The sequence below is a fragment of the Microbacterium abyssi genome (assembly GCF_015277895.1).
GTDB lineage: Bacteria > Actinomycetota > Actinomycetes > Actinomycetales > Microbacteriaceae > Microbacterium > Microbacterium abyssi.
In genome coordinates, this window is sequence record NZ_CP063815.1 from 3,022,058 (window position 1) to 3,047,162 (window position 25,105).

The window sequence follows — 25,105 nt, forward strand, 5'->3', positions numbered from 1 at the left end:
CGAATCGTCTGGTGCGTCCTGAGCAACTCAACCGCTTGAATCACCCATTCACTGGTCGAGAAACTGGAGCGAGTGCGCACTTCTGCAGCGCGTTCGAGATCGTTTCGAAAAGTCCCCTGATCGGCCAGTTCTTCAGGTCCGAATGTCGGTGGCCCTCGCTCTAATAGAGGTATGAACAGCATCACTGCTCACCTCGAAGACCTGGACAGGTCTCTCGCCGAGGCGAGCAGTGATGCGTTCGGACGCGAAGAGATTCCCGACCTCTCGGATGCTGACATCGCCGCGCTGCTCGAAGCGAGCGGCCGCATCCAGAAGCGGATCGAGGGGCTGCAGGTCGAGGCGACAGTGCAGGTCATCGAACGGTCGGCGCCGATGCGCGATGACAAGATGACGGCGAAATACGGGTGGTCGCGGCCGGTCGACCTGGTGCGAGTCCTGACGCGCTCGGAGTCACGCGACGCGAACCGCGTGGTGAAGACAGCCCGACTGCTGACCCGCAACCGGGGGATGTCGAGCGGAGAGTTCGTGCCCGCCCGCTACCCGGAACTACGCCAGGCGATGGTGTCTGGAGCAATGGGCGTCGCGGGACTTCTGGCGGCGATGGAGCCGCTGGAGCAGTCCCGCGACCGAATCTTCGACGACGACCGTCTGGAAGCCGACCGTCAGCTCGCCGACCTCGCCTGCGGGATCATCCGCGACGACGACAGGCAGACGGGCACGGTTCCATTGCCGACGCCGGAGGATCTGCGGATGCTGTCGCGCGTACTGGTCGCCTATCTCGACCCCGACGGCGCCGAGCCGGCAGACAAGGCCGGCGCGCGAGGACGCAGCTTCATGATCGGGCGCGAACGCAACGGCAACGTGCCGGTACGCGGCAACATCCTGCCGGAGGTGGCCGGGCAATTGCAGTTGCTGATGGACAGCACGTGCAACCCGCGCGTCGATGGCCCGGACGACCCGACCGCCGGAGTGCGATTCGAGGAGAGCCCCGACGAGGAGCTCACCCCGAACGGCGAAACGCACAGCACCGCACGGATCGATGAGCGCACCCGCACGCAGAAGATGCACGACGCGTTCGCGATGATCGTAGGCGTCGCCGCCCGCGCCGGCGAGTTCCCCGACATCGGCGGCGCCGCGCCCACCCTGGTCGTGACGGTGACCGCCGAGGACTACGCATCCGGCAGCGGATGGGCGACCGTCCTCAACACCGGCGACCGCATCCCCTCACGCGTCGCCGCGCAGACCGGGTGCGCGGGCGGCATCCAGCGCGTCATGTTCGACGAGAACGGCCGCATCGCCGCAATCGGCACATCCGCACGAATCTTCAATGCCCTGCAACGGCGCGCGATCACCTTGCGTGACGACGGCTGCATCATTCCTGGTTGCACGGTGCCGGCATCCTGGTGCGAGATCCACCACGTCACCGAGCACGCCGACGGCGGTCCGACACACACCGACAACGGCGTCCTGCTGTGCTGGTGGCATCACCGCAACCTCCATCTCTCCGAGTGGCGGATCCGCATGAATCGAGGCATCCCGGAGGTACGCGGACCGCGGTGGTGGGATCACGAACAACGCTGGCACCCAGCCGGATCGCCTCGCCCTCGAGTACACGCTGGCGGCGCCGGGATCCGCACCGGGTGATGCGCGATCCGCGCGGGTGTGCGAGAATTACTGAACGTACGGTCAGTAATGACGCACCATGACGACGAAGGGGTCGTGATGACCGAGGCCACCCGCGACGAAGAGACCACCGCCGAGCAGCGCCGGTTCGACGAGATCATCTCGGCGGACTCGCGCATCGAGCCGCGCGACTGGATGCCGGATGCCTACCGCAAGACGCTCATCCGGCAGATCTCGCAGCACGCGCACTCCGAGATCATCGGCATGCAGCCCGAGGGCAACTGGATCAGCCGCGCACCGAGCCTCAAGCGCAAGGCGATCCTCATGGCGAAGGTGCAGGACGAGGCAGGCCACGGCCTGTACCTCTACTCCGCCGCGCAGACGCTCGGCATCACGCGCGACGAGATGACCGACCAACTCATCACCGGCAAGGCGAAGTACTCGTCGATCTTCAACTACCCCACGCCGACGTGGGCCGACATGGGCGCGATCGGCTGGCTCGTCGACGGCGCCGCGATCTGCAACCAGGTGCCGCTGTGCCGCGCGTCGTACGGACCGTACGGGCGTGCCATGGTGCGCGTCTGCAAGGAGGAGTCGTTCCACCAGCGGCAGGGTTTCGAGATCCTGCTGACCCTCATGCAGGGCAGCGACGCGCAGCGCGAGATGGCGCAGGATGCCGTGAACCGCTGGTACTGGCCGAGCCTGATGATGTTCGGTCCGCCCGACGGCGACTCCCCGAACTCGGCCCAGTCGATGGCCTGGAACATCAAGCGCTTCTCGAACGACGAGCTGCGTCAGCGCTTCATCGGGATGCTGGTACCGCAGGCCGAGGTGCTCGGCATCACCCTCCCTGATCCTGAGCTGCGCTTCGACGAGGAGACCCAGCAGTACGTCGGCGGCGAGATCGACTGGACCGAGTTCTTCGAGGTGCTCGCCGGTCGCGGCCCGATGAACGCCGAGCGGGTCAGGGCACGGCGCGAGGCGCACGAAGAGGGTGCCTGGGTGCGCGCGGCCGCAGCCGAGTACGCGCGCAAGCAGGCAGCGCGGGCAGAGGAGGTAGCGGCATGAGTGAGACAGCATCTTCGTCTGAGATGTGGCCGCTGTGGGAGGTGTTCGTCCGCGCGAACCGCGGAATGAGCCACGTGCACGCGGGGTCGTTGCACGCTCCGGATGCCGAGCTCGCGGTGCGCAACGCCCGCGACCTGTACACGCGGCGCGGCGAGGGCACCTCGATCTGGGTGGTGCCGTCGGATGCCATCACGGCCAGCGACCCGGACGCCAAGGGCTCGTTCTTCGAGAGCCCCGCCGGTAAGAACTACCGCCATGCGGTGTACTACACCGCATCCGAGGGGGTGCCGCACCTGTGATGTCCCATGACCCGCACGGCGCCGTCACCGTCGACGAGCTCGAGCTCAGCGCTGAGCTCGCAGGCAGTGGAGACGCCGTCGCCTCCGCCGCCGTCGCCGAGTACGCCCTCTGGCTCGGCGACGATGCGCTGATCCTCTCGCAGCAACTCGGCGCCTGGATCGCCCGCGCCCCAGAGCTCGAAGAGGATGTCGCGCTCGGCAACATCGCCCTCGACCTGCTCGGCCATGCGCGCTCGCTGCTCCGCTACGCCGGCACCGCCGACGGGCGCACCGAGGACGACCTCGCCTACTTCCGCGACGAACCGGAGTTCCGCAGCGCCTGGCTCTTCGAGCAGCCGAACGGCGACTTCGCGCAGACGATCGCGCGGCAGCTCGCGGCATCCGCGTACCTGTTCGAGCTGTACTCCGCCCTGCGCCTCTCACGCGACGCGACGCTCGCAGCCATCGCCGAGAAGTCGCTCAAGGAGGTCGACTATCACCGCGACCACGCCGTCCAGTGGACGCTGCGCCTCGCGGGCGGCACCGACGAATCGCGCCGCCGCATGATCCGTGCGGTGACCGATGTCTGGCCGTACGTCGACGAGCTGTTCCGCGACGAGCCGTTGATCGACGAGCTCGACGGCATCGCGGTGCGCCCATCGGTCCTGCGCGACGGGTTCGACGCCGCGGTCGACGTCGTCTTCGCCGAAGCCGACCTCCACCGTCCCGAAGGCCAGCCGTCCGCCGGCGGCGGGCGCCGCGGCATCCATTTCCCCGCCCTGTCGCGCATCCTCGCCGAGATGCAGGTTCTCGCAAGACAGCATCCGGGGGCGACATGGTGACCACCACACGCCGACAGGACGCCTGGCGCGTCGCTGCGACCGTGACCGACCCCGAGGTCCCCGTCCTGACGATCGAAGACCTCGGCGTCCTGCGAGACGTAACGGTCGACGGCGAGCGCGTCACGGTCACGCTCACGCCGACGTACAGCGGATGCCCGGCGCTGGACGCCATGCGCGACGACGTGATCCTCGCGCTCACCGCCGCCGGCTTCGACCACGTCGATGTGCGCACCACGCTCTCTCCCGCGTGGACGACGGACTGGATGACGGATGCCGGGAAGCGCAAGCTCACCGAGTTCGGCATCGCCCCGCCGACCGGTCGTGCGGCGCTGGGGCGGGGACCGGTGAAACTCCGGCTCGCCGTGAAGTGCCCGCGCTGCGGATCACCTGACACCCGCGAGATCGCGCGCTTCGGCTCGACCTCCTGCAAGGCGCTCTACGAATGCCGCGCCTGCCTCGAGCCCTTCGACCACTTCAAAGTGCTGTGAACGCCACCACGCGCACACGCCGCCGCGGGCGCTTCCACGAGCTCGAGGTCACCGAGGTCAGGCCGCTCACCGCGGAGAGCATCGAGGTCACATTCGCCGTGCCACCGGAGCTGCATGACGACTACCAGTACCTTCCTGGCCAGTACGTGGCGCTGCGCGCCCACGTCGACGGCCAAGAGGTGCGCCGCAGCTACTCGATCTGCCGGCCGCCGAGCCCCGGCCGCATCAGCGTCGGCATCAAGCGCGACCTCGGCGGACTGTTCTCGGTCTGGGCGCACGAGAACCTCAAGCCCGGCGACCGCATCGAGGTGATGAGCCCGGAGGGGAAGTTCACCACCAACCTCCCCGACCTCGACCACGCGCATATCGCGGGCATCGCCGCGGGTTCGGGCGTGACGCCGATGATGGCGCTGGCGGCTCACGTGCTGGCATCCTCGCCGACGGCGCAGTTCAGTCTCGTCTACACGAACCGCGCCACTCAGGACGTCATGTTCCTCGACGACCTCGCCGACCTGAAGGACCGCTACCCGTCCCGCCTCGCACTGCACCATGTGCTCTCGCGCGAGCAGCGCACCGCTCCCCTGCTGTCCGGGCGCATCGACGGCGAGAAACTCGGTGCGATCCTCGACGGGCTGGTACCGCCGGGGACCGTCACGGAGTGGTTCCTGTGCGGGCCGTTCGACCTCGTCGCACTGTGCCGCGAGACGCTCGAGGCGCGCGGAGTGCCGACGGGCAGCATCCGCTTCGAGCTGTTCACGAGCGACGCCGATGGCCCGCGCGTCGATCGCGGGCGCCCCGTCGTGATCGACAAGGGCGACGAGGTGCGGAAGATCGAGTTCACGCTCGACGGCCTGTCGTCGACGGTCGAGTCGCCGGTGTCGGCGAACGAGGCGATCCTGGATGCCGCGTTGCGCGTCCGCGGAGACGTGCCGTTCGCGTGCGCCGGAGGGGTCTGCGGCACGTGCCGGGCCCGCCTGCTCGAGGGCGAGGTGCGGATGACGCAGAACTTCGCGCTCGAGCCGGAGGAGCTCGAACGCGGCTATGTGCTGACCTGCCAATCCCACCCGACCACGGCATCCGTGGTCGTCGACTACGACGCGTGACCCCACAACAGACGGAGCGCCATGATCGACCTGACCATCGCCGATGACATCGCCCACGTGGTGCTGAACGCGCCGGAGAAGCGCAACGCGCTGGACGTCCAGGCGCTCGCCGACCTCGGCGCCGCGTACGACGACGCCGAAGCCGCGGGCGTGCGGTCGCTCGTGCTGCGCGGCGAAGGGCCGGGCTTCTGCGCGGGTCGAGACATCGCCGGCGTCGACCCGGCGACGGACGACGTGACCGGCTACCTCGACGGGCTCGTCACGCCGCTGCTGAAGAAGATGTCGTCGTTTCCCGCACCGACCTTCGCGGCCGCGCACGGTGCCTGCCTCGGGGTGGGTCTCGGTCTGCTCATCGCCACGGACGTCGTCTACGTCGCGGACAACGCGAAGATCGGCTCTCCCTTCGCCGCCCTCGGAGCAACGCTCGACTCCGGCGGACATGCGCTGTTCTACGAGCGGCTCGGCGCGCACAGGACGCTCGACCTCATCTACACGGGCCGGCTCATGAGCGGCGCGGAGGCCGTGCAGTCCGGCCTGTTCTCGCAGGTGTTCCAGGAGGATAAGGTGCAGGCGGCGACGGAAGACGCGGCATCCCGCGCCGCCCGGGGCGCGACACAGGCGTTTCTCGCGAGCAAGCGCCTCGTCGCCCGGCTGCGCGACGAGCGACTCGCGCTCTGGGATGCCGTCGCCGTCGAGAACGCGAATCAGGCGTCGCTGCGCGACACCGCCGACTACCGCGAGGGATTCGCGGCGTTCCAGCAGAAGCGGAAGCCGGAGTTCACCGGGCGCTGACTTCAGGTCGCACTTTCTGCCGGTCTCAGCACGCCAGAGCGGCAGGAAGTGCGACCTGAACGAGGGTTACAGCGCTCGCAGGATGTCGTCCACCCGATCCTTCGCATCACCGAACAGCATCTGCGCGTTCTCGCGGAAGAACAGCGGGTTCTGCACGCCGGCATACCCCGAGGCCATCGAGCGCTTGAACACGATCACGTTCTCGGCTTCCCACACGCGCAGCACCGGCATTCCGGCGATCGGGCTGCTGGGATCCTCGGCCGCCGCGGGGTTCACGGTGTCGTTCGCGCCGATCACGAGGACGACGGCGGTGGATGCCAGGTCGTCGTTGATCTCGTCCATCTCGAGCACGATGTCGTACGGCACCTTGGCCTCGGCCAGCAGCACGTTCATGTGCCCGGGCAGGCGTCCGGCGACGGGATGGATGCCGAACCTGACGTCCACGCCGCGATCGCGCAGTTTCTGCGTGAGCTCGGCGACCGGGTACTGCGCCTGTGCGACGGCCATGCCGTAGCCGGGTGTGATCACGACGGTCGAGGCGCTGCCGAGCATGTCGGCCACGGACGCCGCGTCGATCTCACGATGCTCGCCGTGGTCGACGTCATCCTTCGTCGGCGCCGCGATGCCGAACCCGCCGGCGATCACCGAGATGAACGACCGGTTCATGGCCTTGCACATGATGTACGACAGATACGCACCGGAAGATCCGACCAGCGCACCCGTGACGATCAGCAGGTCGTTGTTCAGCAGGAAGCCCGCGGCGGCGGCGGCCCAGCCGGAGTAGCTGTTCAGCATCGAGACGACCACCGGCATGTCGCCGCCGCCGATCGAAGCGACCAGGTGCCACCCGAGCGCCAGAGACAGGGCGGTGACGACGATCAGCAGCACGAGCGACGGCGTCATGACGTACCAGACCGTCAGGCCGATGAACACGACGATCGCACCGAGGTTCAGCACGTTCTTGCCCGGCAGCATGAGCGGCTTCGACGAGATGCGCCCCGACAGCTTCAGGAACGCGACGATGGATCCGGTGAACGTCACGCCGCCGATGAAGATGCCGATGAACACCTCGGCGTGGTGGATGTCGGCGAGCGCGCCGGTGAGCCCGGGGCTGTGCAGGTGGCCGTTCCAGCCGACGAGCACGGCCGCGAGACCCACGAAGCTGTGCAGCAGCGCGATGAGCTCCGGCATGCCGGTCATCTCGACGCTGCGCGCCCGCCAGAGGCCGATGACCGCGCCGACGAGCATCGCGACCAGCAGCAGCACGAGCCCGAGGATCGCCTGCGGCTGCCCCCACGCACCCTGGAACGTGACCCAGATCGTGGCGACCAGGGCGATCGCCATGCCGACCATGCCGTAGGTGACGCCGGCGCGCGAGGACTCGTGGCGACTGAGCCCTGCGAGGCTCATGATGAACAGCAGAGCGGCGACGATGTACGCGGCGCCCGCGACGGATGCGGAGAGTTCGACGGCGCTCATCGGCCGGCCCCCTTCTCAGAAGTCGAGGGCGCGTCCTTGGAGAACATCTTCAGCATGCGGCGCGTGACCGCGAACCCTCCGAAGATGTTGATGGATGCCACGAGCACGGCGATCGCGGACAGGATCTGCACCACGAGGTTCGGCGTCGCGATCTGCACGATCGCGCCGACGATGATGATGCCCGAGATGGCGTTGGTGACGCTCATGAGCGGCGTGTGCAGGGCGTGCGAGACCTTGCCGATGACATAGAAGCCGATCACGACCGACAGCATCAGCACGGTGAAGTGCTGCGGCAGAGGCGCCGGCGCGACCGCGTTGACGAGGAACAGCGCGGCGATGCCTGCCGCGACCAGCGCGACCTTCGCACCGGCCGACAGGCCCTTCTTCTTCGCAGGGGCGGCGGGTGCGGCATCCACAGCCTTCGAAACAGGCGCCGCCGACACCTGCACCGGCGGTGGCGGCCAGGTCTCCTCGCCGTCGCGCACGACCGTCACGGTCCGCTGCACGACGTCGTCGAAATCGAGCACGAGCTGCCCGTCCTTGGCCGGCGTGAGCAGCTTCAGCAGATTGACGAGATTCGTGCCGTACAACTGCGAGGCCTGGGTGGGCAGGCGCCCGGCGAGGTCCGTGTAGCCGAGGATGATGACGCCGTTCGCCGTGACGACGCGCTCGCCTGCGACCGAGCCCTCGACGTTTCCGCCCTGTGCGGCTGCCATGTCGACGATGACGCTGCCCGGTTTCATGCTCGCGACATCCGCCGCCGTGATGAGCCGCGGGGCGGCGCGGCCCGGGATCAGAGCGGTGGTGATGATGATGTCGACGTCCGCGGCCTGCTCGGAGTAGAGCTCTGCGGCGCGGCGGTCATACGCCTCGCTGGTCGCCTTGGCGTAGCCGTCGCTGGAGATCTCCTTCTGCTCCTCGGGCACGATGACCTCGAGGTACGTGCCGCCGATCGACTTCACCTGATCGGCGACTTCTGGACGCGGATCGGTCGCGCGCACGATCGCGCCGAGGCTGGATGCCGCACCGATGGCGGCGAGCCCGGCGACACCGGCACCGGCCACGAGCACCTTCGCCGGCGGCACCTTGCCCGCAGCGGTGACCTGTCCGGTGAAGAACCGGCCGAACTCGTTCGCCGCTTCGACGACCGCGCGGTAGCCCGAGATGTTCGACATCGAGCTGAGCACATCCATCGACTGCGCCCGCGAGATGCGCGGCACCGCATCCAGCGCCAGCGCGGTGATGCCGCGCGTCGCGAGCGCCTGACGCAGCTCAGGGCGCAGGTTCGGGCTCAGCTGTGCGATGAGCGTCGCGCCGTCCGCGATTCTGGCGATCTCGGCATCCGTCGGGGCGTTGACCTTCAGCAGGATGGGCGACGCCCACGCCTGATCGGCGCTGACGATCACCGCGCCGGCGGTCGCGTAGGCGTCGTCGGGATAGGCGGATGCCACGCCCGCACCTGTTTCGACCGCGACGTCGTAGCCGAGCTTGCGCAGGGCCCCTACGGTCTGCGGCGTGGCGGCGACCCGCGTCTCGCCGTCCTGCTCACGCACGATGCCGATCTGCGTCATCACAGCTCCTGTCTCCCGTCGGCGACGAACGGAACAGTCCGCCGTCGACACACATGAGACGAGACTCTATCGACGGGACACCGAAGCGCAAGGGGATATTTCGTTCGATCGGATCGAAAGAAATCCTGTTCTTGAGATTTCATCAACTCCAGCGCCGCGCGTGCATCCATGGGCGCGCTCCAGGTCACACAAAGTGCGGGTTCGGCGGCCGAGCACCCGCATGTTCTGAGACACGCACCGGATGATGTCTCAGAACATGCGAGTTCATGCCCCTCGCGGTCGCCACTTCTGAGACACGCGCCGCGGCGCCCGGCCGCTCAGGCCGAGGTCAGCACCAGCCCCGCGCCGTCGGCCGAGACATCCACGCGCACGGTGTCGCCGTCGTGCACTCCGCCGGACAGCAGGGCGGTTGCGAGCTTGTTCTGCACCTCGTTCTGGATCAGCCGGCGCAGCGGCCGCGCGCCGTACACGGGGTCGTACCCCCGCTGGGCGAGCCACGAGCGGGCGTCAGGGGTGACCGCGAGCGTCAGCCGGCGATCGTGCAGCCGCTGCTGCAGCTGATCGACGGTGAGTTCGACGATCTGCGCGAGGTCGTCCTCCGACAGCGCCGAGAACATCACGATGTCGTCGAGACGGTTGAGGAACTCAGGACGGAACGACTGCCGCACCAGCGCCATCACGGCTTCCCGCTTCTCGCCCTCGGACATCACCGGGTCGATGAGGATCGGCGAGCCGATGTTCGAGGTGAGGATCAGGATGACGTTCGAGAAGTCGACCGTCCGCCCCTGCCCGTCGGTGAGGCGGCCGTCGTCGAGCACCTGCAGCAGCACGTCGAACACCTCGGCGTGCGCCTTCTCGACCTCGTCGAGCAGCACGACGCTGTACGGACGGCGACGCACGGCCTCGGTCAGCTGACCGCCCTGCTCATATCCGACGTACCCCGGAGGGGCACCGACGAGACGCGAGACTGTGTGCTTCTCGCCGTACTCCGACATGTCGATGCGCACCATCGCGTGCTCATCGTCGAACAGGAACTCCGCGAGAGCCTTGGCGAGCTCGGTCTTTCCCACACCGGTCGGTCCGAGGAACAGGAAGGACCCGGTCGGGCGACCGGGGTCGCTGATGCCGGCACGCGAGCGGCGCACGGCATCCGCCACCGCGCGCACCGCGTTCTTCTGGCCGATCAGGCGCCGGCCGAGCTCGTGCTCCAGGTGCAGCAGCTTCTCGCTCTCGCCCTGCAGCAGGCGTCCGACGGGGATGCCGGTCCACGCAGCGATGACGCCTGCGATGTCCTCCTCGGTGACCTGGTCGTTGACCATACGGCCCTCGCCCGACTCGGCGGAGGCGGCTTCGGCCTGCTCGGCCTCGGCGATGTCGCGCTCCAGGCGCTTGATCGTCTCGTACTCGAGCTTCGACGCCTTGGTGTAGTCGGCCTCGCGCATCGCGAGGTCGCGCTGCGTGACCGCATCGTCGAGCTGCTTCTTCAGTTCGCCCACCCGGTTCAGGCCTGACTTCTCGCGGGCCCAGCGCTCTTCGAGGACGGCGAGTTCGCGCTCCTGCTCGGCCAGCTGCTCGCGGAGCGCAGCCAGGCGCTCCTTGGAGGCCGCGTCCTTCTCCTTCTTCAGCGCGAGCTCTTCGAGCTTCATCCGGTCGACCTGACGCTTGAGCTGGTCGATCTCGACCGGAGACGAATCGATCTCCATCTTGAGCCGCGACATGGCCTCGTCCATCAGGTCGATGGCCTTGTCGGGCAGCTGGCGGCTCGGCAGATACCGGTTCGACAGCGCCGCAGCGGCGACGAGCGCGCTGTCCGCGATCGTCACGCCGTGGTGCGCCTCGTACCGGCCCTTGAGCCCGCGCAGGATCGCGATGCTGTCCTCGACCGTCGGCTCACCGACGTAGACCTGCTGGAAGCGGCGTTCGAGCGCGGCATCCTTCTCGATGAACTCGCGGTACTCGTTCAGCGTCGTGGCACCGATCAGGCGCAGCTCACCGCGGGCGAGCATTGGCTTGAGCATGTTGGATGCCGCGACCGATCCCTCGCCGCCGCCGGCGCCCATGAGCGTGTGCAGCTCGTCGATGAACGTGATGATCTGCCCGTCGGACTCGGTGATCTCCTTGAGCACCTGCTTCAGGCGCTCCTCGAACTGGCCGCGGTACATCGCACCGGCGACGAGCGCGGAGATGTCGAGGGTGATGAGGTCCTTGTCCTTCAGGGATTCGGCGACGTCGCCCGCGACGATGCGCTGAGCCAGCCCCTCGACGACGGCGGTCTTGCCGACGCCCGGTTCGCCGATGAGCACGGGGTTGTTCTTCGTGCGGCGGGTGAGCACCTGGCTGACGCGACGGATCTCGCTGTCACGGCCGATCACCGGGTCGAGCTTGCCCTGGCGGGCGCGGTCGGTCAGGTTGATGCCGAACTGCTCGAGGGCGGACTGCTGTTCATTTTGTGCGGGCGTGGTCATCTGCTTCCTCCTGGAGGACTCCTTACAAAGTTGAGTGTTGTTGACTCAAGTTTAGCACCGCGTCCCAGATCGCGCGAGCGACCTCGCGCTTGGATCCCTCGGCCGACGCCACCACCGCTCCGCCGTCGCCGATGACCTCGACCGCGTTGTCAGGGTTCTCGAATCCATGCGCGGCGTCGGCGAGATTCACCGCGAGCAGGTCGACGCCCTTGCGGTCGCGCTTGCGTCTGGCGCGCTCGCGCCGCGCGTCGGCATCCGTGAGCGTCTCGGCGGCGAACGCGACGACGATCTGGCCGTTCGGGCGTGAGGCGGCCAGCCCGGTGACGATGTCGTCGTTCTCGACGAGATCGATCCGGTCGAGGACGCCCTCCTCCTTGGTGAGCTTCTGTTCGGCGGCGCTCGTCGGACGGTAGTCGGCGACCGCGGCCGCCATGATCACGACGGCGGCGGATGCCGCGGCATCCCGCATCGCCTCGCCGAGCTCTGCGGCGGCGCCGACCGTGCGGACGTCGATGAGCGGATGCCGCGCTCCGGCGAGCACGTCTGCGGAGATGTTCGCCGCGACGAGGGTGACCTGCGCACCGCGCGCTGCCGCCTCGGCGGCGAGCGCGACGCCCTGCCGACCGCTGGAGCGGTTGCCGAGGAAGCGCACCGGATCGATCGGCTCGCGCGTGCCGCCCGCGGAGATCGCGACGCGCGTGCCGGCCAGATCCTGCGGGGTGAGGAGGGCGAGGGCTGCGTCGAAGATCTCCTCGGGTTCGAGCATCCGTCCCGGGCCCGAGTCGCCGCCGGTCAGTTCGCCGTCGGCGGGGCCGAGGATGTGCACGCCGCGCTCGCGGAGGGTCTGGATGTTGGCCTGCGTGGCCGGATGCCGCCACATCTCGGTGTGCATCGCGGGGGTGATCGCGACAGGGGCGGTCGTCGCGAGGAGGGTGGTGCCGAGCAGGTCGTCGGCGAGGCCGACGGTCATCTTCGCGATGGTGTTCGCGGTGGCCGGCGCCACGATGATGAGCTCAGCGGCCTGCCCGAGTGCGACGTGGCGCACCTTCGCGACGTCGTCGTGGACGCTGGTGGTGACCGTGTTGCGGCTCACCGCCTCCCAGGTCGGAGTGCCGACGAACCGCAGCGCGTCCTCGGTGGGGATGACCGTCACCTCGTGTCCGGCCTTGATGAGCAGCCGCACCAGCTGCACCGTCTTGTACGCGGCGATGCCGCCCGTGACTCCGACGACGATGTTCATGCCTCGATTCTGCCCGACGCGTGGATGCCGCGGGGCCTGGCGTGAGCCGACCCGCGGGTCCGCACACCGGCACGCACCTAGACTGGGCGCGTGTGCACGGTCGTCATCGATGTCGCAGAGCCCGGCGGTTCGCGGCTGCTCGCCGTCCGCGACGAGGATCCTGAGCGGGCCTGGGATTCCCTCGGCGAGTGGTGGCCGGAGCAGTACCCCGGAGTGGTCGGCATCCGCGATCGGCGGGCGGGAGGAGCCTGGCTCGCGGTCGACCGCACCACGCACCGCCTCGCCGTGCTGCTGAACCGCGCCGACGTCCTCGACCTTCCAGAGGATCGAGTGCGCAGTCGGGGCAGTCTCGCGCTCGAGTCCGTCGCGGGGCGCTCCCCCGAAGGCCCACTGCCGATGCACGGCTTCAATCTTCTCGAGATCGGCCCGGATGCCGCCCGCGTGCTGTCGTGGGACGGGCGGATGCTGCGCGAGACGCCCGTGCCGCGCGGCGTCCACATGATCGCCCACGACGACCTCGACGATCAGGCGACCGCCCGCATCGCACGCTGGCTGCCGGAGTTCCGCGAGCGCCCTGCGCGCACGGACGGGTGGGAGCGACGCTGGATCGACCTGCTCGCGGCATCCGCTCGTCTGGACCCGACCGACGACGCCGCGATCATTCGCGACAACCGTCCGCACGGATACCCGACGCAGTCGCTGCTGTACTGCGTCGCGGACGTCGGGCACCACGGCGTCGAGATCGACGAGTCGAAGCTGACCGCGCCGGGCCACTGGGGCTGACGGAGCCCCGGGCCGGCTCAGGCCACCGGAACCGCGTCCTCGCTCGTCGTGCATGAGAAGGTCGCGCGGTACGCGGTCGGCGTCGTGCCGAGCACGCGGGCGAAGTTCTGGCGGAGCACCGCCGCCGAGGCGAACCCGCATTCCGTGGCGATGACCTCCAGGCCGAGATCGGTGCGCTCCAGCAGCCGTTGCGCCTGGATGATCCGCTGCCGGGCGAGCCATGCGGCCGGGGTCGCACCGTGCTCCGCCTTGAACCGGCGGGCGAACGTGCGCGGAGACATGTGCGCGCGTCCGGCGAGATGATCGACGGTCAGCTCTTCACGGAGATTCTCCATCGCCCACTCGGTGACGGCGGCGAGCGAGTCGCTCTGCACGGCGCTGATCGGCCGGTCGATGAACTGCGCCTGGCCCCCGTCGCGCTGCGGCGGCACGACCATGCGGCGCGCGACGCGGTTCGTCAGCTCCGCACCGATCTCCTGGCGCAGCAGGTGCAGGCAGGCGTCCAGGCCCGCGGCCGTGCCGGCGCTGGTGATGATGCGCCCGTCCTGCACGAACAGCACGTCGGGATCGACGTCGATCTGCGGATACATCGTCATCATGGTGTCGGAGTACATCCAGTGCGTCGTGGCCCTGCGCCCGTCGAGCACCCCCGCCTGCGCGAGCACGAAAGAGCCGCTGCAGACGCTGAGCAGCCAGGCGCCGCGCGCCGCGGCATCCCGCACCGCGTCGAGGACGCGCGGATCGGTGTGCCCCCACCACTCGCGCGGGATCGGGCACACGACGACGAGGTCGGCCTCGTAGGCGAAGGAGAGGTCGTTCTCCACGTTGACGGAGAAGCCCATCTTGGATGCGACGCGCCCTGCGTCTGCGGCGACGACGCGGAAGTCGAAGTTCGGGACGCCGTCGTCAGAACGGTCAAGCCCGAACGCCTCGCACGCGACGCCGAACTCAAAGGGCGCGAAGCCGTCCTGGAGGATGCACGCGACGGTCTTCATGGCACTCCTTCGTGGTGATCGAATCAGCGTGGCAGTTTTTCGATGATCTATGTCTATTCTGCCACTCGTGGCACGATTCCACCAGGCGTAGCTTTTCTGCCATGATCATCGTCATCCTTCTCGCAGCACTCGCCCTGATCGGCCTGGTCGCGACAGTGGTCGAGATCCACCGCGACGGATACCGGGCAGCGCCCACGGACTGGACGCGCGTCGCCGAGCACGACACCCTCAGGGACGCCGAGTCCACAGTCGCGTACCGCTGAACGGCACCCGTACTCCGGAGACGCGCGAAGCAGCCCCCGCGCGCCGATCAACCCGCGCGCAGCACGCGCTCGTAGATCTCGATCATCGCCGCCGTGCGCGATGACTGGCGGAAGGCCGCGGCGACCTCGGGATCGGGCGTCGGCGCGCTGCCGGCCGAGAGGTCGGATGCCGCCTGCTTCAGCGTCGCGGCGAGCGCGGCGACCGACCCGTCGGACACGGCCCACAGTCCCCCGCGCAGTTCGGCGGCGATGTCGGGGTCGCTGACGATCGTCGGGGTGCCGAGCGTCGCCGCCTCGAACGGAGTCATACCCTGCGTCTCGAATCCGATGGAGGTCTGCACCACAGCATCCGCCGCCGCGATCCGCGCGAGCGTCTCGGCGTAGGGCAGGCGCCCGGCGAAGCGGATGCCGTCATGCCTGCGGGCGATCTTCTCCGCTGCGCGCAGCTGCCCTCCCCCGCCGATGACCTCGATGTCGGCATCCACCTGCGATTCGACGACCGCCTCGAGGAACGGCAGGAGCCTCTTCTCGGGACTCATCCGTCCGAGCCAGACGAACCGCGGGCGCCGGTCGCCCCGCTCCTCCCGCGCGGCCAGAACCGACGCGAGCAGGTCGTCGTCGATGCCGTTCCAGATGACGTCGACATCACCGAAGACATCGTGCTGCTCGAGGCGGCGCGCGAAATGCCCCGACGGTGCGGTGACGGCGTTGGCGACCTGGGCGATGCCGCGCAGGAAGGCCCAGCCATCGCTGCCGGACACCGGCCGGCCGATCCCGCGCATCGCCCGGCGCCGCCACAGGTTCAGCACGGCCAGCACCTGACGGTGCAGGGGCGTGACGGCCGCCATACCGACGTCGACGCGGTTGTGCATCGTGTGGACGACCGGGATGCCGTGCCGATGTGCGAAGCGATGGCCGATGAACGCGCCCCAGAAGTCGGCCTGCACGTGCACGAGGTCGACGGGCGGACGCGAGGCGAGAGCACGATCGAGGTATCGGTCGGTTCTGCGGCCTGGCCACGACATCGAGTACTCGCGGTCGAGCGTGATCGGGATCGAGGGGAGATCCAGGTAACCCGCATCCGACGACCCGCGCGACGCGTGCATCCTCGGCGCCACCGCCGTGACGGTGTGCCCGGCGCGCTCGAGGAATCGCCGCTGCAGCCGCATCGACACCTGCGCTCCGCCGAGGGACTCGAGGTGCTGATCGCCGAAGAAGACGATGTGCATCGGACTACTCCGGCAGCGGCTGGTCGCGGTAGAGCGCCTCGAAGGTGTCGAGGGTGCGGTTGATGTCGTGCACGATGACGCCGTCGAGCGAGGCCTGCTGCATCCGCTCATACTCCTCGGTCGACGCGGTGAACACATCCGTGAGCCGCGCGGCGAGCTCGTCGACGTCGCCGGGCTCGAACAGGTATCCGTTCTCGCCGTCGTGGACGAGGTGAGGGAGGGCGACGGCATCCGCGGCGACGACCGGCAGGGCGGATGCCATCGCCTCCATCGTCGCGATGGACTGCAGCTCGGCGATCGACGCGATGACGAACAGGCTCGCGCGCGACAGCACGGCGCGCAGCTCCTCGTCGGTCGTGCGGCCGTGGAACGTGACGCGATCGGACAGGCCGAGCTCGCCGGTGAGTCGTTCAAGGCTCTTGCGCTGATCTCCGCCGCCGACGATGTCGAAGCTGACATCGAGCGCCGGGTCGAGCTTCGTCATGGCCTCGAGGATGATCTCGACCTGCTTCTCGGCGGTCAGACGCCCGACGAAGACCATCCGGTTCTTCTCGCGCTGCCCCATCGTCGGGGTGTACTGCGTGCGGTCGATGCCGCAGCTCACCGGGATCACGCCGCTGACCTCGACCGTGCGCTCGAGGAAGTCGGCTGCGCGGCGGGTCGGGGTGGTGATCGCGCGGGTGAGGTCGAACGTGCGCTTGGCGTCGGCCCACGCGAGCTTCAGCACGATGTCGTCGACGAACTTCGGCATCGTGGTGTGATCGAGGATGTTCTCGGCCATCACGTGGTTGGTGGCGATGACCGGGATGCCGCGCTGGTGCGCGATGCGCGAGAGCCCGCGCCCGATCACGATGTGCGACTGGATGTGCACGACGTCGGGCTTCACACGGTCGAGCACCTTGCGGGCGTAGTGCTTGGAGCGCCACGGCCACACGAACCGCAGCCAGTCGTGAGGCGCCCAGCGCACCGACGGCAGACGATGCAGCGTCATCGGCTCGCCCTCGATGACCTCGGTTGCGGGCTGCGCACGGCGATATTTCCGATTCGGCGCGACCACGTGCACGTCGTGCCCGCGCTGCACGAGCCCTGCGGCCAGGCGCTCAGCGAACCGTGCGGCTCCGTTGATGTCGGGAGCGAAGGTGTCGCAGCCGATGAGGATCTTCAGCGGGGCGTCAGGGGAGGTCACGGATTTGCAGCCTTTGGTACGCGGGAACCCGGATCCGGGCGCTGGCAACTCTACCCGAGGGCCCTGCGGACACCGGGGAGCACTGCCGTCGACCCGAGGACGACGCGCGCACAGCTGACAGTGAAGAGATTCAATATAATTGAGGAACCTTCAACCCGGGAGCCACACCATGGGTACTACTTCCACACCGGCCGGACCGGCCGTCGCGAACCTGCTCGAGGGCATCGGCGAGACCGTCCGGTCGATGCGCAAGAAGAAGAAGCTCACGCTCGCAGACCTCGCCGAAGCCACCGGTTTGAGCGCGGCGATCATCAGCCAACTCGAGCGAGGGCGCGCGAACCCCTCGTTCAGTACGCTTGCGCAGCTCGCCCACGGCCTCGACATCCCGGTCGGCAAACTCCTGCCGTCATATCACGAGACGAAATCTCCAGTGGTGCGACGCAGTGAGCGCCGCGACCTCCGCCGAAGCACACCGGAAGGCATGGGGCAGGCAGTGTACGAGCTGCTCGTGCCCGACCTCAACGGCGCTCTCGAGGCGCTCTGGGTCGTCACCGATCCCGGGCACGACACCAGCGACGCTCCATTCACCCATGGCGGCGAGGAGTTCGGCCTCATCATCTCCGGCCGCCTCGAGATCTGCGTGGACGGCGAGCTGTTCCAGCTCGACGGCGGCGACTCCATCCGTTTCGATTCCACCAAGCCGCACTGGTTCCGCAATACGTCGAGCGAGCAGTGCGTCGCGGTGTGGGTCAACACGCCTCCGACCTGGTGATCCATGCAGGGCTCCACGCTTCCCCTTGACGGCATCCGTGTCATCGACTTCACGCAAGTCATGCTCGGCCCGTCGTGCACCCAAGCGCTCGGGGACTTCGGTGCGGACGTCGTCAAGGTGGAGCGGCCGGGCGGCGGCGACCTCTCGCGCACCGGCGTGCTCGCGGCGACCGGAGGCGACAACCCGATCTTCCTCGCGCTGAACCGGAACAAGCGCGGGATCGTCGTCGATCTCACCACCCCCGCCGGTCGCGAGGTGATCGCCGATCTCATCCGCGGCGCCGACGTCGTGGTCAGCAATTTCCGGCCAGGCGTGATGGAACGCCTCGGATTCGGAGCACAGGCCGTCGCCGAACTCAACCCGCGGGCGATCTGGGCGGCCGGATCCGGCTTCGGCGCTTCCGGCCCGTATGCGCACAAGGGCGGCCAGGACATCCTGGGACAGGCGTACTCCGGTGTCATGAAGCGGCTCGCCGACCCTTCGCATCCGGTGACGATCTACGCCACCCCGATCGCCGACTACACAGCGGGCCTGCATCTCGTGCAGGGCATTCTTCTCGCGCTCCTGCACCGTGAGCGCACCGGCGTCGGGCAGCGCGTCGAAGTGAGCCTGTACGACTCGATGCTCGCCATGCAGATGCAAGAGGCGACCACCCGGCTGATGTACGACCAGGAGCTCAACTGGGCGCTCATGCCCCTGACCGGATGCTTCCCCACCAGCGACTCCGAGATCGTCATCATCGGCGCCTTCAAGGAGAACCCGCTCGCCGACATCTGCCGCGCCCTGGATCTGCCGGACCTGTCGGCCGAAGAGCGCTTCGCGACGCTCGACGGACTCAGAAGCAATCGAGATGAGATACGCGGCATCATCGGGGCGCGACTGCGGGAGAACAGCTCTGCGCACTTCCTGGCCGCGCTGGAGCGCGAAGACGTGTTGTGCGGCCCGGTGCGCACACTCGACGAGGCGCTGCATGATCCGCAGACCGAGCACAACCGGATGATCCTGGAGTTCGAGGACCAGGACGGCCGCCTCATCCGCACGATCGCGCCTCCGATCCACCTCTCCGAGGTGCCTTCGCTGGTGCGCCACGCACCTCCGCGAATCGGCGAGCATACGATCGAGCTCCTCAACGACCTCGGGTACGACGACGCCAAAATCGAAACTATGCGTGCATCAGGCGCGATTCGTTGAAGAATCTGTTTGATATCACAAATATTTTTAGTAAGGTGAAGATGTCGCGGTGAGGCATTCGGAACCTCGCCCGACTCCACCAATCCCAGGGTTCTTCGACGTGTCACGTCGAAGTGACCTGCAAGCAGTGTCGCTTGACAAGGAGCATCATGACCGACACCACCGTCGACACCTCCCGCGAAGTCCGACGCCTCACCCCTGATGCCAAGCGCGGCCTTCTCGGCCTCGGACTCGGCAACACCCTCGAGTGGTACGACTGGATGATCTTCGGACTCCTGTCGGCCTACCTCGGCCCGCAGTTCTTCCCGTCCGATGATCCCGTCGCCGAAACCATGAGCGCCCTCGCCGTGTTCGCTGTCGGATTCTTCTTCCGGCCACTCGGCGGCATCGTGCTCGGAACTGTTGCCGACCGCATCGGCCGCCGCAAGGTGATGATGCTGTCGATCATCCTCATGGCGATCAGCACGCTCGTGATCGCTCTGGTCCCGACATACGAGTCCATCGGAGCCTGGGCCGGCGTCATCCTGCTGTTGTGCCGCGTGGTGCAGGGCATCTCCACTGGAGTGGAGGCTCCCCTGTCCACAGCGCACGCCGTCGAACTGGTCCCAGAGGGGCGCGAAGGCTTCGTGGCCGGCATCATCTCGTTCTTCGTGAACATCGGGATCGTGGGCGCGCCGCTGGTGACATGGCTGGTGACACTTGCTCTGAACGAGTCTGAGATGTCCGAGTGGGGCTGGCGCGTCCCGTTCATCGTCGGCGCGCTGCTCAGCGTCGTCATCATCTACCTGCGCCGCACTCTCCCCGAAACCATGACGAAGGAGGAGCTGAAGAGCACCTCCACGGGGTCAGTGTGGACCGGTGTGCGGCGCAGCTGGCTGAGCGTGCTCGCGATCGTGTTCATCGTCGGAGCTGTGCAGGCATACAACTATGCCTGGAACGTCGGTCTCCCGAATGCTGCACGATCCACCATGCAGGAAGACCCATCCGCGGTCTTCGGCTTCACGACGCTGCTGGGACTCATCATGGTCGTCGGCAGCCTCGTGGTCGGCAAGCTCACCGACGGAAGGTCGCTGTCGCGCTGGTTCATCGTGACACGCCTGCTGGCGATCCCCTCGGTGTTCATCATGCTTCTGTACGTGCAGCCCGGGCTGGGCGGCTTCGCCGCCGTGCTCCTCGGCGGCTCGATCGTGCTGGTCCTCAACATGACGCTCTACAACGTCGTCTCGGCATCTCTCATGCCGAAGGTCTATCGCGGTGCCGGCGCCTCGCTCGGCTACGGACTCGGCGTCGCGATCTTCGGTGGCACCGCCTCGTACCTGTTGGTGTGGTTCCAGAGCCTCGGCCTGCACTGGTTGTTCCCCTCCTATGTCGCCGTACTCTGCGCCCTCAGCATCGTCTTCTACCTCGTCGCCCGCCGTGTCAACGGCATCCATCTCGGAAAGTGATCTACATGTCGTACCGCAGCACCGAACTCGCCGTCACCAGCGCCGATCTGAAGGCCCCTATCGTCTCCCGCTCCGACGTCATCGTCGTGGGAGGAGGCCCGGCCGGCGTCGCCGCCGCCGTCACCGCTGCCCGGTCAGGCGTCTCAGTCACGCTGATCGAGCGCTACCCCTCGCTCGGCGGACTGGCCTCGGGCGGAATGGTGCTCGTGCTCGATGACATGATCAACGGGCAGGAGATCACCGTCACCGGCATCGTCTCGGAGTACATCGAGCGCCTGCAGAAGCTCGGACTCGCCGTCGTGCCCCCCAAGGAGGACCGTAAGCAGTCCCAGGAGCTGTGGAACAAGTGGGGCCGCTGGGGAACCTTCGACTTCCACACCCACACGCAGCCGAAGCCCATCTGCTACGCGGCGGCGTTCGACCCCGACGGCTGGAAGCGCGTCTCGAACGACCTCGTCCGTGAGGCAGGGGTGAAGGTCGCGATGCACTCGGTGTTCTCTCGTCCGATCGTCGACGCCGGCGTCATGAAGGGCGTCATCGTCGAGACCAAGGCCGGTCCGCAGGCCTACCTCGGCGACATCGTCATCGACACCACCGGCGACATAGACGTGGCATCCCGCGCCGGCGCCGACTACAACCAGGGCAGCTACATCACGACCCTCGTCTTCCGCCTCGGCGGCGTCGACACGGCTCGCGCCGAGGAGTTCGAGCAGCAGGACCCGAAGGCCGCCCGTGCGATCAACCGCACTGTCAAGCGCATACTCGGCGGCGCGTGGGACCTGTGGTGGCTGAAGACGCCGCTGCCCGGCGTCGTCTGGTGCAACGCTCCGCACATGCGCGGATTCGACGGCACGGACCCGCTCTCGCTCACCGAGGCGGAGTTCACGGCACGCGATCGCATCGCCGAGGCCGTCGGCTACGTGCGTGAAAACCTTCCCGGATTCGAGAGCGCCTACGTGCTCGACACCGCGCCGCAGATGGGCGTCCGTCAGACCCGCCTGCTCGAGGGCGAGTACGTCATGACGAAGGACGACGTCGTGCAGCGTCGCCACTTCGCCGACACGGTCGCCCGTGGCCGCGACTACTACTACCCCTACCGATCGCTGCTGCCCAAGAACGTGGATCAGCTGCTGGTCGCCGGCCGCCACTACTCGGCGACCTCGGAGGCGCAGAAGTCCTCGCGCGAGATCCCGCCGTGCATGGCCATGGGTCAGGCGACCGGAGTCGCCGCGGCACTCGCGCTGTCGCAGAACAAGCTCGTGCGGGACGTCGACGCCGTCGAGATCCAGGCGGGCATGCGGCAGCACAATGCCGACCCGGGCGACCGCCCGTCGGCCAACGCCACCCTCGAGGAGGCGATCCTGGTATGACTCGGCTCGCGCTGCCCCTCGACGGCATCACCGTCGTCGACTTCACGCAGGTGTTCATGGGACCGAGTTGCACGCAGCTGCTCGGAGACTTCGGCGCCGACGTCATCAAGGTCGAACGCCCGGGTGTCGGCGACTCGTCACGCAACTCCTACCCCGACAAGGACGGGCAGGACAACCCGATCTTCCAGTCGATCAACCGCAACAAGCGAGGCCTGTCGATCGACACGAAGAGTGAAGAGGGGCGTGAGGTGCTGCGGCGCATCATCGCCGACGCGGATGTCGTCGTGAGCAACTTCCGCGCAGGGGTGATGGAGCGCATGGGCTTCGGCTACGAGGAGCTGCGCGAGACCAACCAGCGTCTGGTCTGGGCGTCCGGAACCGGATTCGGCACGGAAGGGCCATACGCGTCGCTGGGCGGGCAGGACGTCATCAACCAGGCCTACTCGGGTGTGATGTGGCGCCGCAGCGGCACGGACGACCCGCTGTCGATCTATCCGACGACGCTGTGCGACTACACCACGGGCATGCACCTGTTCCAGGGCATCCTGCTGGCGCTGCGCGCCCGCGAGGCGACGGGTGATGGCCAGAAGGTCGAGGTGACGATGTACGACTCGATGCTGCACATGCAGATGCAGGAGGCGTGCATGCAGCTCAACCGCGGCTACGAGGTCAACTGGGGGCGGATGCCGCTGTCGGCGGTCTTCGCCACCACGGACGGCGCGGTGTGCATGGTGGGCGGCTTCACCCCCGACCCGCTGACGCACATCTCACGCGCTCTCGAGTTCGACGAGAACCTCACCGATCGCCCCGAGTTCGCCACGTTCGACGATCAGATGACCAACCGCATCCAGCTCCACGAGGTGCTCGCCGCGCAGGTCGCGACGAACACCACCGCGCACTGGACGGCCCGTCTCGAGGCGGAGGGAGTGCTGAACGCGCCGGTGCGCTCGCTCGCCGAGACTCTCGACGACGCGCAGACGGCGGCGAACGGCATGATCGTCGAGGCGGAGCATCCGACCGCCGGCCGGTTCCGGATGCTGGATGCCCCGATCCACCTGTCGAACACCCCCGCCACCGTGCGGCGGGTGGCGCCGCGACTCGGCGAGCACAATGTCGAGGTGCTGCGCGACAACGGATTCGACGACGACGCGATCACCAAGCTGCAGGAGTTGGGAGTGCTGCGATGACCGATACCGCCGCGACCACGGCGCGCATCGACGAGGTGCGCCTGACCATCGACGACCGCCGAGTGGCCACCGTCACGATCGACCGTCAACACGTGCTGAACGCGGTCGACGGCCGAACCCTCGCCCGGCTGAACGAGATCTGGGCGCAGCTCGAGGCAGATGAGTCGATCCGTGCCGTCATCGTCACCGGCGCCGGTGAGCGCGCCTTCTGCGCCGGCGCCGACATGGCCGCCGGCAGCGTGGAGAAGACGGGGCTGGAGTACTGGGGAGACGGCGACCCCAACGGGTTCGGCGGGCTCAGCCTCCGAGCCACCCTGGACGTCCCGGTGATCGCGCAGGTCAACGGCTACGCACTCGGTGGCGGGATGGAGATGGTGCTCGGCGCCGACATCGTCGTCGCCTCAGAGAACGCACAGTTCGCCCTGCCCGAGCCCCGGGTCGGACGGCTCGCACTCGACGGCGGCATTCCGAATCTCGTTCGCCGCATCCCCTACACGCAGGCCATGGGCATCCTGCTGACGGGCCGTAAGGTCCCGGCAGCGGAGATGGCTCGACTCGGTCTCGTGAACGAGGTCGTTCCCCTCAGCGACCTGCCAGATGCGGTCGAGCGATGGGTCGCACAGATCCTTCTGTGCGCGCCGTCGTCGGTGCGAGCAGTGAAGCAGATCGTCAACCGGACCGGGCACCTCACTGCCGCCGAGGCGCGGAACGCGAGCGTTCCTGCGCTCGTCGCGTCCCTCGCAGGCTCCGAGCAGCACGAAGGAGTGCGCGCCTTCCAGGAGAAGCGGATGCCGTCATGGGCGGAGCAGTCATGACCGGCGCGCCGGCCGACGTCGAACCGCTCGCACGCGGAGTGTGGGGCGTCGTGGCGACGCCCTTCCGTGGTGTGCACTGCGCGGTCGACACCGAGAGCCTCGGGCGCCTCGTTCGTCACTACGAGGCCGTCGGGGCGACCGGACTCACCGTCCTCGGCGTGTTCGGCGAAGCCAGCACGCTCACGGCGAGCGAGCGAGCCCTCGTGCTGAAGACGGCCGCTGACGAGACGTCGCTGCCGATCGTCGCCGGCATCACCTCCCTCGCGACCGCTCCGGCGATCGATGAGATCGAGACGGCACGCGCCGTCCTCGGCGAGCGCCTGGCGGCCGTCATGATCCAGGTGAACTCCCCACGCTCGGATGCCGTCGTGCGCCACCTCGAGGACATCCACGCCGCCACCGGCACTCCGGTGGTGCTGCAGGATTACCCGGTCGCGAGCGGGGTCACCATCTCGACCGACGACCTGCTGCGGGTCATCGGCGCCTGCTCCTTCATCAGTGCGGTGAAGGCCGAGGCCCCGCCGACAGCCGCCGCGATCGCTCGCATCTCCGCAATCACCACGGCTTCGGTGTTCGGCGGACTGGGCGGGCAGAGCCTGCTCGACGAGCTCGCCGCCGGCTCGGCCGGAGCCATGACCGGGTTCTCGATCCCCGAGGCCCTGGTCGCGTGCGTGAACGCGTGGCTCTCCGGCGACGAACAGGGCGCCCGTGAGGTGTTCACCCCGTTCCTGCCGCTGGTGAACTTCGAGCAGCAGCCGAAGATCGCGCTCGCCCTGCGCAAGGACCTCTTCGCCCGCCGGTCGTTCTTCACCGAGCGCACGGTGCGCGCCCCCGGTGCGGCGTTCCCCGAGCAGCTCGAACCGCTTGCGATCAGCCACCTGGAGCACGCCGAAGCGCTGCTCGCCGCCGGGACGGCCTGA

The 25,105-nt window shown here is 68.1% G+C and carries 23 protein-coding genes; 16 read left to right on the plus strand and 7 right to left on the minus strand.

Annotation, left to right across the window (positions count from 1 at the left end):
- Window positions 1-171: 171 nt before the first annotated feature.
- The 7 genes from IM776_RS14575 to IM776_RS14605 all read left to right on the plus strand — a co-directional run bounded on the left by IM776_RS14575 (window position 172) and on the right by IM776_RS14605 (window position 6,194).
- On the plus strand, window positions 172-1,644 hold the full coding sequence (locus IM776_RS14575; RefSeq protein ID WP_194420818.1) for an HNH endonuclease signature motif containing protein: 1,473 nt from the start codon (window positions 172-174) through the stop codon (window positions 1,642-1,644).
- A 78-nt stretch (window positions 1,645-1,722) separates the two neighbouring features.
- Complete coding sequence (gene paaA / locus IM776_RS14580) at window positions 1,723-2,691, plus strand: 1,2-phenylacetyl-CoA epoxidase subunit PaaA (protein WP_194420827.1); 969 nt, start codon at window positions 1,723-1,725, stop codon at window positions 2,689-2,691.
- Window positions 2,688-2,990 (plus strand): 1,2-phenylacetyl-CoA epoxidase subunit PaaB, encoded by a 303-nt coding sequence (gene paaB, locus IM776_RS14585; RefSeq protein WP_194420829.1) that lies wholly within the window; start codon window positions 2,688-2,690, stop codon window positions 2,988-2,990. Before paaA ends, paaB begins: the two co-directional genes overlap by 4 nt.
- A complete protein-coding gene (gene paaC / locus IM776_RS14590; RefSeq protein ID WP_194422669.1) occupies window positions 2,990-3,811 on the plus strand; it encodes a 1,2-phenylacetyl-CoA epoxidase subunit PaaC in 822 nt (273 codons plus the stop codon). Before paaB ends, paaC begins: the two co-directional genes overlap by 1 nt.
- The gene (gene paaD / locus IM776_RS14595) at window positions 3,805-4,299 is read left to right on the plus strand and encodes a 1,2-phenylacetyl-CoA epoxidase subunit PaaD (protein WP_194420831.1); all 495 of its coding nucleotides are present in this window, start codon (window positions 3,805-3,807) and stop codon (window positions 4,297-4,299) included. The genes paaC and paaD overlap by 7 nt, the downstream gene beginning before the upstream one ends.
- Window positions 4,254-5,402 carry a 1,2-phenylacetyl-CoA epoxidase subunit PaaE gene (gene paaE / locus IM776_RS14600; RefSeq protein WP_194420836.1) on the plus strand — a complete coding sequence of 383 codons (1,149 nt, stop codon included), beginning with the start codon at window positions 4,254-4,256 and terminating at the stop codon, window positions 5,400-5,402. Before paaD ends, paaE begins: the two co-directional genes overlap by 46 nt.
- 21 nt (window positions 5,403-5,423) lie before the next feature.
- Window positions 5,424-6,194 (plus strand): enoyl-CoA hydratase/isomerase family protein, encoded by a 771-nt coding sequence (locus IM776_RS14605; RefSeq protein WP_194420837.1) that lies wholly within the window; start codon window positions 5,424-5,426, stop codon window positions 6,192-6,194.
- Window positions 6,195-6,260: 66 nt separating this feature from the next.
- Here the strand turns inward: IM776_RS14605 and pntB are convergent, their stop codons facing one another.
- The 4 genes from pntB to coaBC all read right to left on the minus strand — a co-directional run bounded on the left by pntB (window position 6,261) and on the right by coaBC (window position 12,949).
- Entirely contained in the window at window positions 6,261-7,673 is a 1,413-nt protein-coding gene (gene pntB / locus IM776_RS14610) for a Re/Si-specific NAD(P)(+) transhydrogenase subunit beta (protein WP_194420840.1), read from the minus strand.
- Window positions 7,670-9,244: a Re/Si-specific NAD(P)(+) transhydrogenase subunit alpha gene (locus IM776_RS14615; protein WP_194420847.1), complete on the minus strand. Its 1,575-nt coding sequence runs from the start codon at window positions 9,242-9,244 to the stop codon at window positions 7,670-7,672. Before IM776_RS14615 ends, pntB begins: the two co-directional genes overlap by 4 nt.
- A gap of 317 nt (window positions 9,245-9,561) precedes the next feature.
- Window positions 9,562-11,709 (minus strand): ATP-dependent Clp protease ATP-binding subunit, encoded by a 2,148-nt coding sequence (locus tag IM776_RS14620; protein ID WP_194420855.1) that lies wholly within the window; start codon window positions 11,707-11,709, stop codon window positions 9,562-9,564.
- 22 nt (window positions 11,710-11,731) lie between these two features.
- On the minus strand, window positions 11,732-12,949 hold the full coding sequence (coaBC, locus tag IM776_RS14625) for a bifunctional phosphopantothenoylcysteine decarboxylase/phosphopantothenate--cysteine ligase CoaBC (protein ID WP_194420865.1): 1,218 nt from the start codon (window positions 12,947-12,949) through the stop codon (window positions 11,732-11,734).
- 90 nt (window positions 12,950-13,039) lie between these two features.
- On the opposite strand from coaBC, the gene IM776_RS14630 reads away from it, so the two are divergent.
- Window positions 13,040-13,732, plus strand: coding sequence for an NRDE family protein (locus IM776_RS14630; protein ID WP_194420869.1), 693 nt, complete (start codon window positions 13,040-13,042; stop codon window positions 13,730-13,732).
- Between the two features lie 17 nt (window positions 13,733-13,749).
- Here IM776_RS14630 and IM776_RS14635 read toward each other — a convergent pair whose 3' ends face one another.
- Window positions 13,750-14,727 carry a GlxA family transcriptional regulator gene (locus tag IM776_RS14635; protein WP_194420870.1) on the minus strand — a complete coding sequence of 326 codons (978 nt, stop codon included), beginning with the start codon at window positions 14,725-14,727 and terminating at the stop codon, window positions 13,750-13,752.
- A 101-nt stretch (window positions 14,728-14,828) separates the two neighbouring features.
- Between IM776_RS14635 and IM776_RS14640 the strand changes: the two genes are divergently transcribed.
- Window positions 14,829-14,990, plus strand: coding sequence for a hypothetical protein (locus IM776_RS14640; protein WP_194420871.1), 162 nt, complete (start codon window positions 14,829-14,831; stop codon window positions 14,988-14,990).
- Window positions 14,991-15,037: 47 nt separating this feature from the next.
- On the opposite strand, the gene IM776_RS14645 is transcribed toward IM776_RS14640, so the two are convergent.
- Both IM776_RS14645 and IM776_RS14650 read right to left on the minus strand, forming a co-directional pair.
- A complete protein-coding gene (locus IM776_RS14645; protein WP_194420872.1) occupies window positions 15,038-16,219 on the minus strand; it encodes a glycosyltransferase family 4 protein in 1,182 nt (393 codons plus the stop codon).
- A 4-nt stretch (window positions 16,220-16,223) separates the two neighbouring features.
- The gene (locus IM776_RS14650; protein ID WP_228479785.1) at window positions 16,224-17,405 is read right to left on the minus strand and encodes a glycosyltransferase; all 1,182 of its coding nucleotides are present in this window, start codon (window positions 17,403-17,405) and stop codon (window positions 16,224-16,226) included.
- 169 nt (window positions 17,406-17,574) lie between these two features.
- On the opposite strand from IM776_RS14650, the gene IM776_RS14655 reads away from it, so the two are divergent.
- The 7 genes from IM776_RS14655 (at window position 17,575) to IM776_RS14685 (ending at window position 25,105) form a co-directional block, all read left to right on the plus strand.
- Window positions 17,575-18,177, plus strand: coding sequence for a helix-turn-helix domain-containing protein (locus tag IM776_RS14655; protein ID WP_194420874.1), 603 nt, complete (start codon window positions 17,575-17,577; stop codon window positions 18,175-18,177).
- A 3-nt stretch (window positions 18,178-18,180) separates the two neighbouring features.
- Window positions 18,181-19,368: a CaiB/BaiF CoA transferase family protein gene (locus IM776_RS14660; RefSeq protein ID WP_194420875.1), complete on the plus strand. Its 1,188-nt coding sequence runs from the start codon at window positions 18,181-18,183 to the stop codon at window positions 19,366-19,368.
- A gap of 149 nt (window positions 19,369-19,517) precedes the next feature.
- The gene (locus IM776_RS14665; protein ID WP_194420876.1) at window positions 19,518-20,813 is read left to right on the plus strand and encodes an MFS transporter; all 1,296 of its coding nucleotides are present in this window, start codon (window positions 19,518-19,520) and stop codon (window positions 20,811-20,813) included.
- A 5-nt stretch (window positions 20,814-20,818) separates the two neighbouring features.
- Entirely contained in the window at window positions 20,819-22,183 is a 1,365-nt protein-coding gene (locus tag IM776_RS14670; protein WP_194420877.1) for an FAD-dependent oxidoreductase, read from the plus strand.
- Window positions 22,180-23,370, plus strand: coding sequence for a CaiB/BaiF CoA transferase family protein (locus IM776_RS14675; RefSeq protein WP_194420878.1), 1,191 nt, complete (start codon window positions 22,180-22,182; stop codon window positions 23,368-23,370). The genes IM776_RS14670 and IM776_RS14675 overlap by 4 nt, the downstream gene beginning before the upstream one ends.
- On the plus strand, window positions 23,367-24,185 hold the full coding sequence (locus IM776_RS14680; RefSeq protein WP_194420879.1) for an enoyl-CoA hydratase-related protein: 819 nt from the start codon (window positions 23,367-23,369) through the stop codon (window positions 24,183-24,185). The genes IM776_RS14675 and IM776_RS14680 overlap by 4 nt, the downstream gene beginning before the upstream one ends.
- The gene (locus tag IM776_RS14685) at window positions 24,167-25,105 is read left to right on the plus strand and encodes a dihydrodipicolinate synthase family protein (RefSeq protein ID WP_228479786.1); all 939 of its coding nucleotides are present in this window, start codon (window positions 24,167-24,169) and stop codon (window positions 25,103-25,105) included. Before IM776_RS14680 ends, IM776_RS14685 begins: the two co-directional genes overlap by 19 nt.

Excerpts from the sequence above, each read along its gene's own strand:
- IM776_RS14575 (WP_194420818.1), top strand. The coding sequence starts at position 172 with ATGAACAGCATCACTGCTCACCTCGAAGACCTGGACAGGTCTCTCGCC.
- paaA (WP_194420827.1), top strand. The coding sequence starts at position 1,723 with ATGACCGAGGCCACCCGCGACGAAGAGACCACCGCCGAGCAGCGCCGG.
- paaB (WP_194420829.1), top strand. The coding sequence starts at position 2,688 with ATGAGTGAGACAGCATCTTCGTCTGAGATGTGGCCGCTGTGGGAGGTG.
- paaC (WP_194422669.1), top strand. The coding sequence starts at position 2,990 with ATGTCCCATGACCCGCACGGCGCCGTCACCGTCGACGAGCTCGAGCTC.
- paaD (WP_194420831.1), top strand. The coding sequence starts at position 3,805 with ATGGTGACCACCACACGCCGACAGGACGCCTGGCGCGTCGCTGCGACC.
- paaE (WP_194420836.1), top strand. The coding sequence starts at position 4,254 with ATGCCGCGCCTGCCTCGAGCCCTTCGACCACTTCAAAGTGCTGTGAAC.
- IM776_RS14605 (WP_194420837.1), top strand. The coding sequence starts at position 5,424 with ATGATCGACCTGACCATCGCCGATGACATCGCCCACGTGGTGCTGAAC.
- pntB (WP_194420840.1), bottom strand. The coding sequence starts at position 7,673 with ATGAGCGCCGTCGAACTCTCCGCATCCGTCGCGGGCGCCGCGTACATC.
- IM776_RS14615 (WP_194420847.1), bottom strand. The coding sequence starts at position 9,244 with ATGACGCAGATCGGCATCGTGCGTGAGCAGGACGGCGAGACGCGGGTC.
- IM776_RS14620 (WP_194420855.1), bottom strand. The coding sequence starts at position 11,709 with ATGACCACGCCCGCACAAAATGAACAGCAGTCCGCCCTCGAGCAGTTC.
- coaBC (WP_194420865.1), bottom strand. The coding sequence starts at position 12,949 with ATGAACATCGTCGTCGGAGTCACGGGCGGCATCGCCGCGTACAAGACG.
- IM776_RS14635 (WP_194420870.1), bottom strand. The coding sequence starts at position 14,727 with ATGAAGACCGTCGCGTGCATCCTCCAGGACGGCTTCGCGCCCTTTGAG.
- IM776_RS14640 (WP_194420871.1), top strand. The coding sequence starts at position 14,829 with ATGATCATCGTCATCCTTCTCGCAGCACTCGCCCTGATCGGCCTGGTC.
- IM776_RS14645 (WP_194420872.1), bottom strand. The coding sequence starts at position 16,219 with ATGCACATCGTCTTCTTCGGCGATCAGCACCTCGAGTCCCTCGGCGGA.
- IM776_RS14655 (WP_194420874.1), top strand. The coding sequence starts at position 17,575 with ATGGGTACTACTTCCACACCGGCCGGACCGGCCGTCGCGAACCTGCTC.
- IM776_RS14660 (WP_194420875.1), top strand. The coding sequence starts at position 18,181 with ATGCAGGGCTCCACGCTTCCCCTTGACGGCATCCGTGTCATCGACTTC.
- IM776_RS14665 (WP_194420876.1), top strand. The coding sequence starts at position 19,518 with ATGACCGACACCACCGTCGACACCTCCCGCGAAGTCCGACGCCTCACC.
- IM776_RS14670 (WP_194420877.1), top strand. The coding sequence starts at position 20,819 with ATGTCGTACCGCAGCACCGAACTCGCCGTCACCAGCGCCGATCTGAAG.
- IM776_RS14675 (WP_194420878.1), top strand. The coding sequence starts at position 22,180 with ATGACTCGGCTCGCGCTGCCCCTCGACGGCATCACCGTCGTCGACTTC.
- IM776_RS14680 (WP_194420879.1), top strand. The coding sequence starts at position 23,367 with ATGACCGATACCGCCGCGACCACGGCGCGCATCGACGAGGTGCGCCTG.
- IM776_RS14685 (WP_228479786.1), top strand. The coding sequence starts at position 24,167 with ATGGGCGGAGCAGTCATGACCGGCGCGCCGGCCGACGTCGAACCGCTC.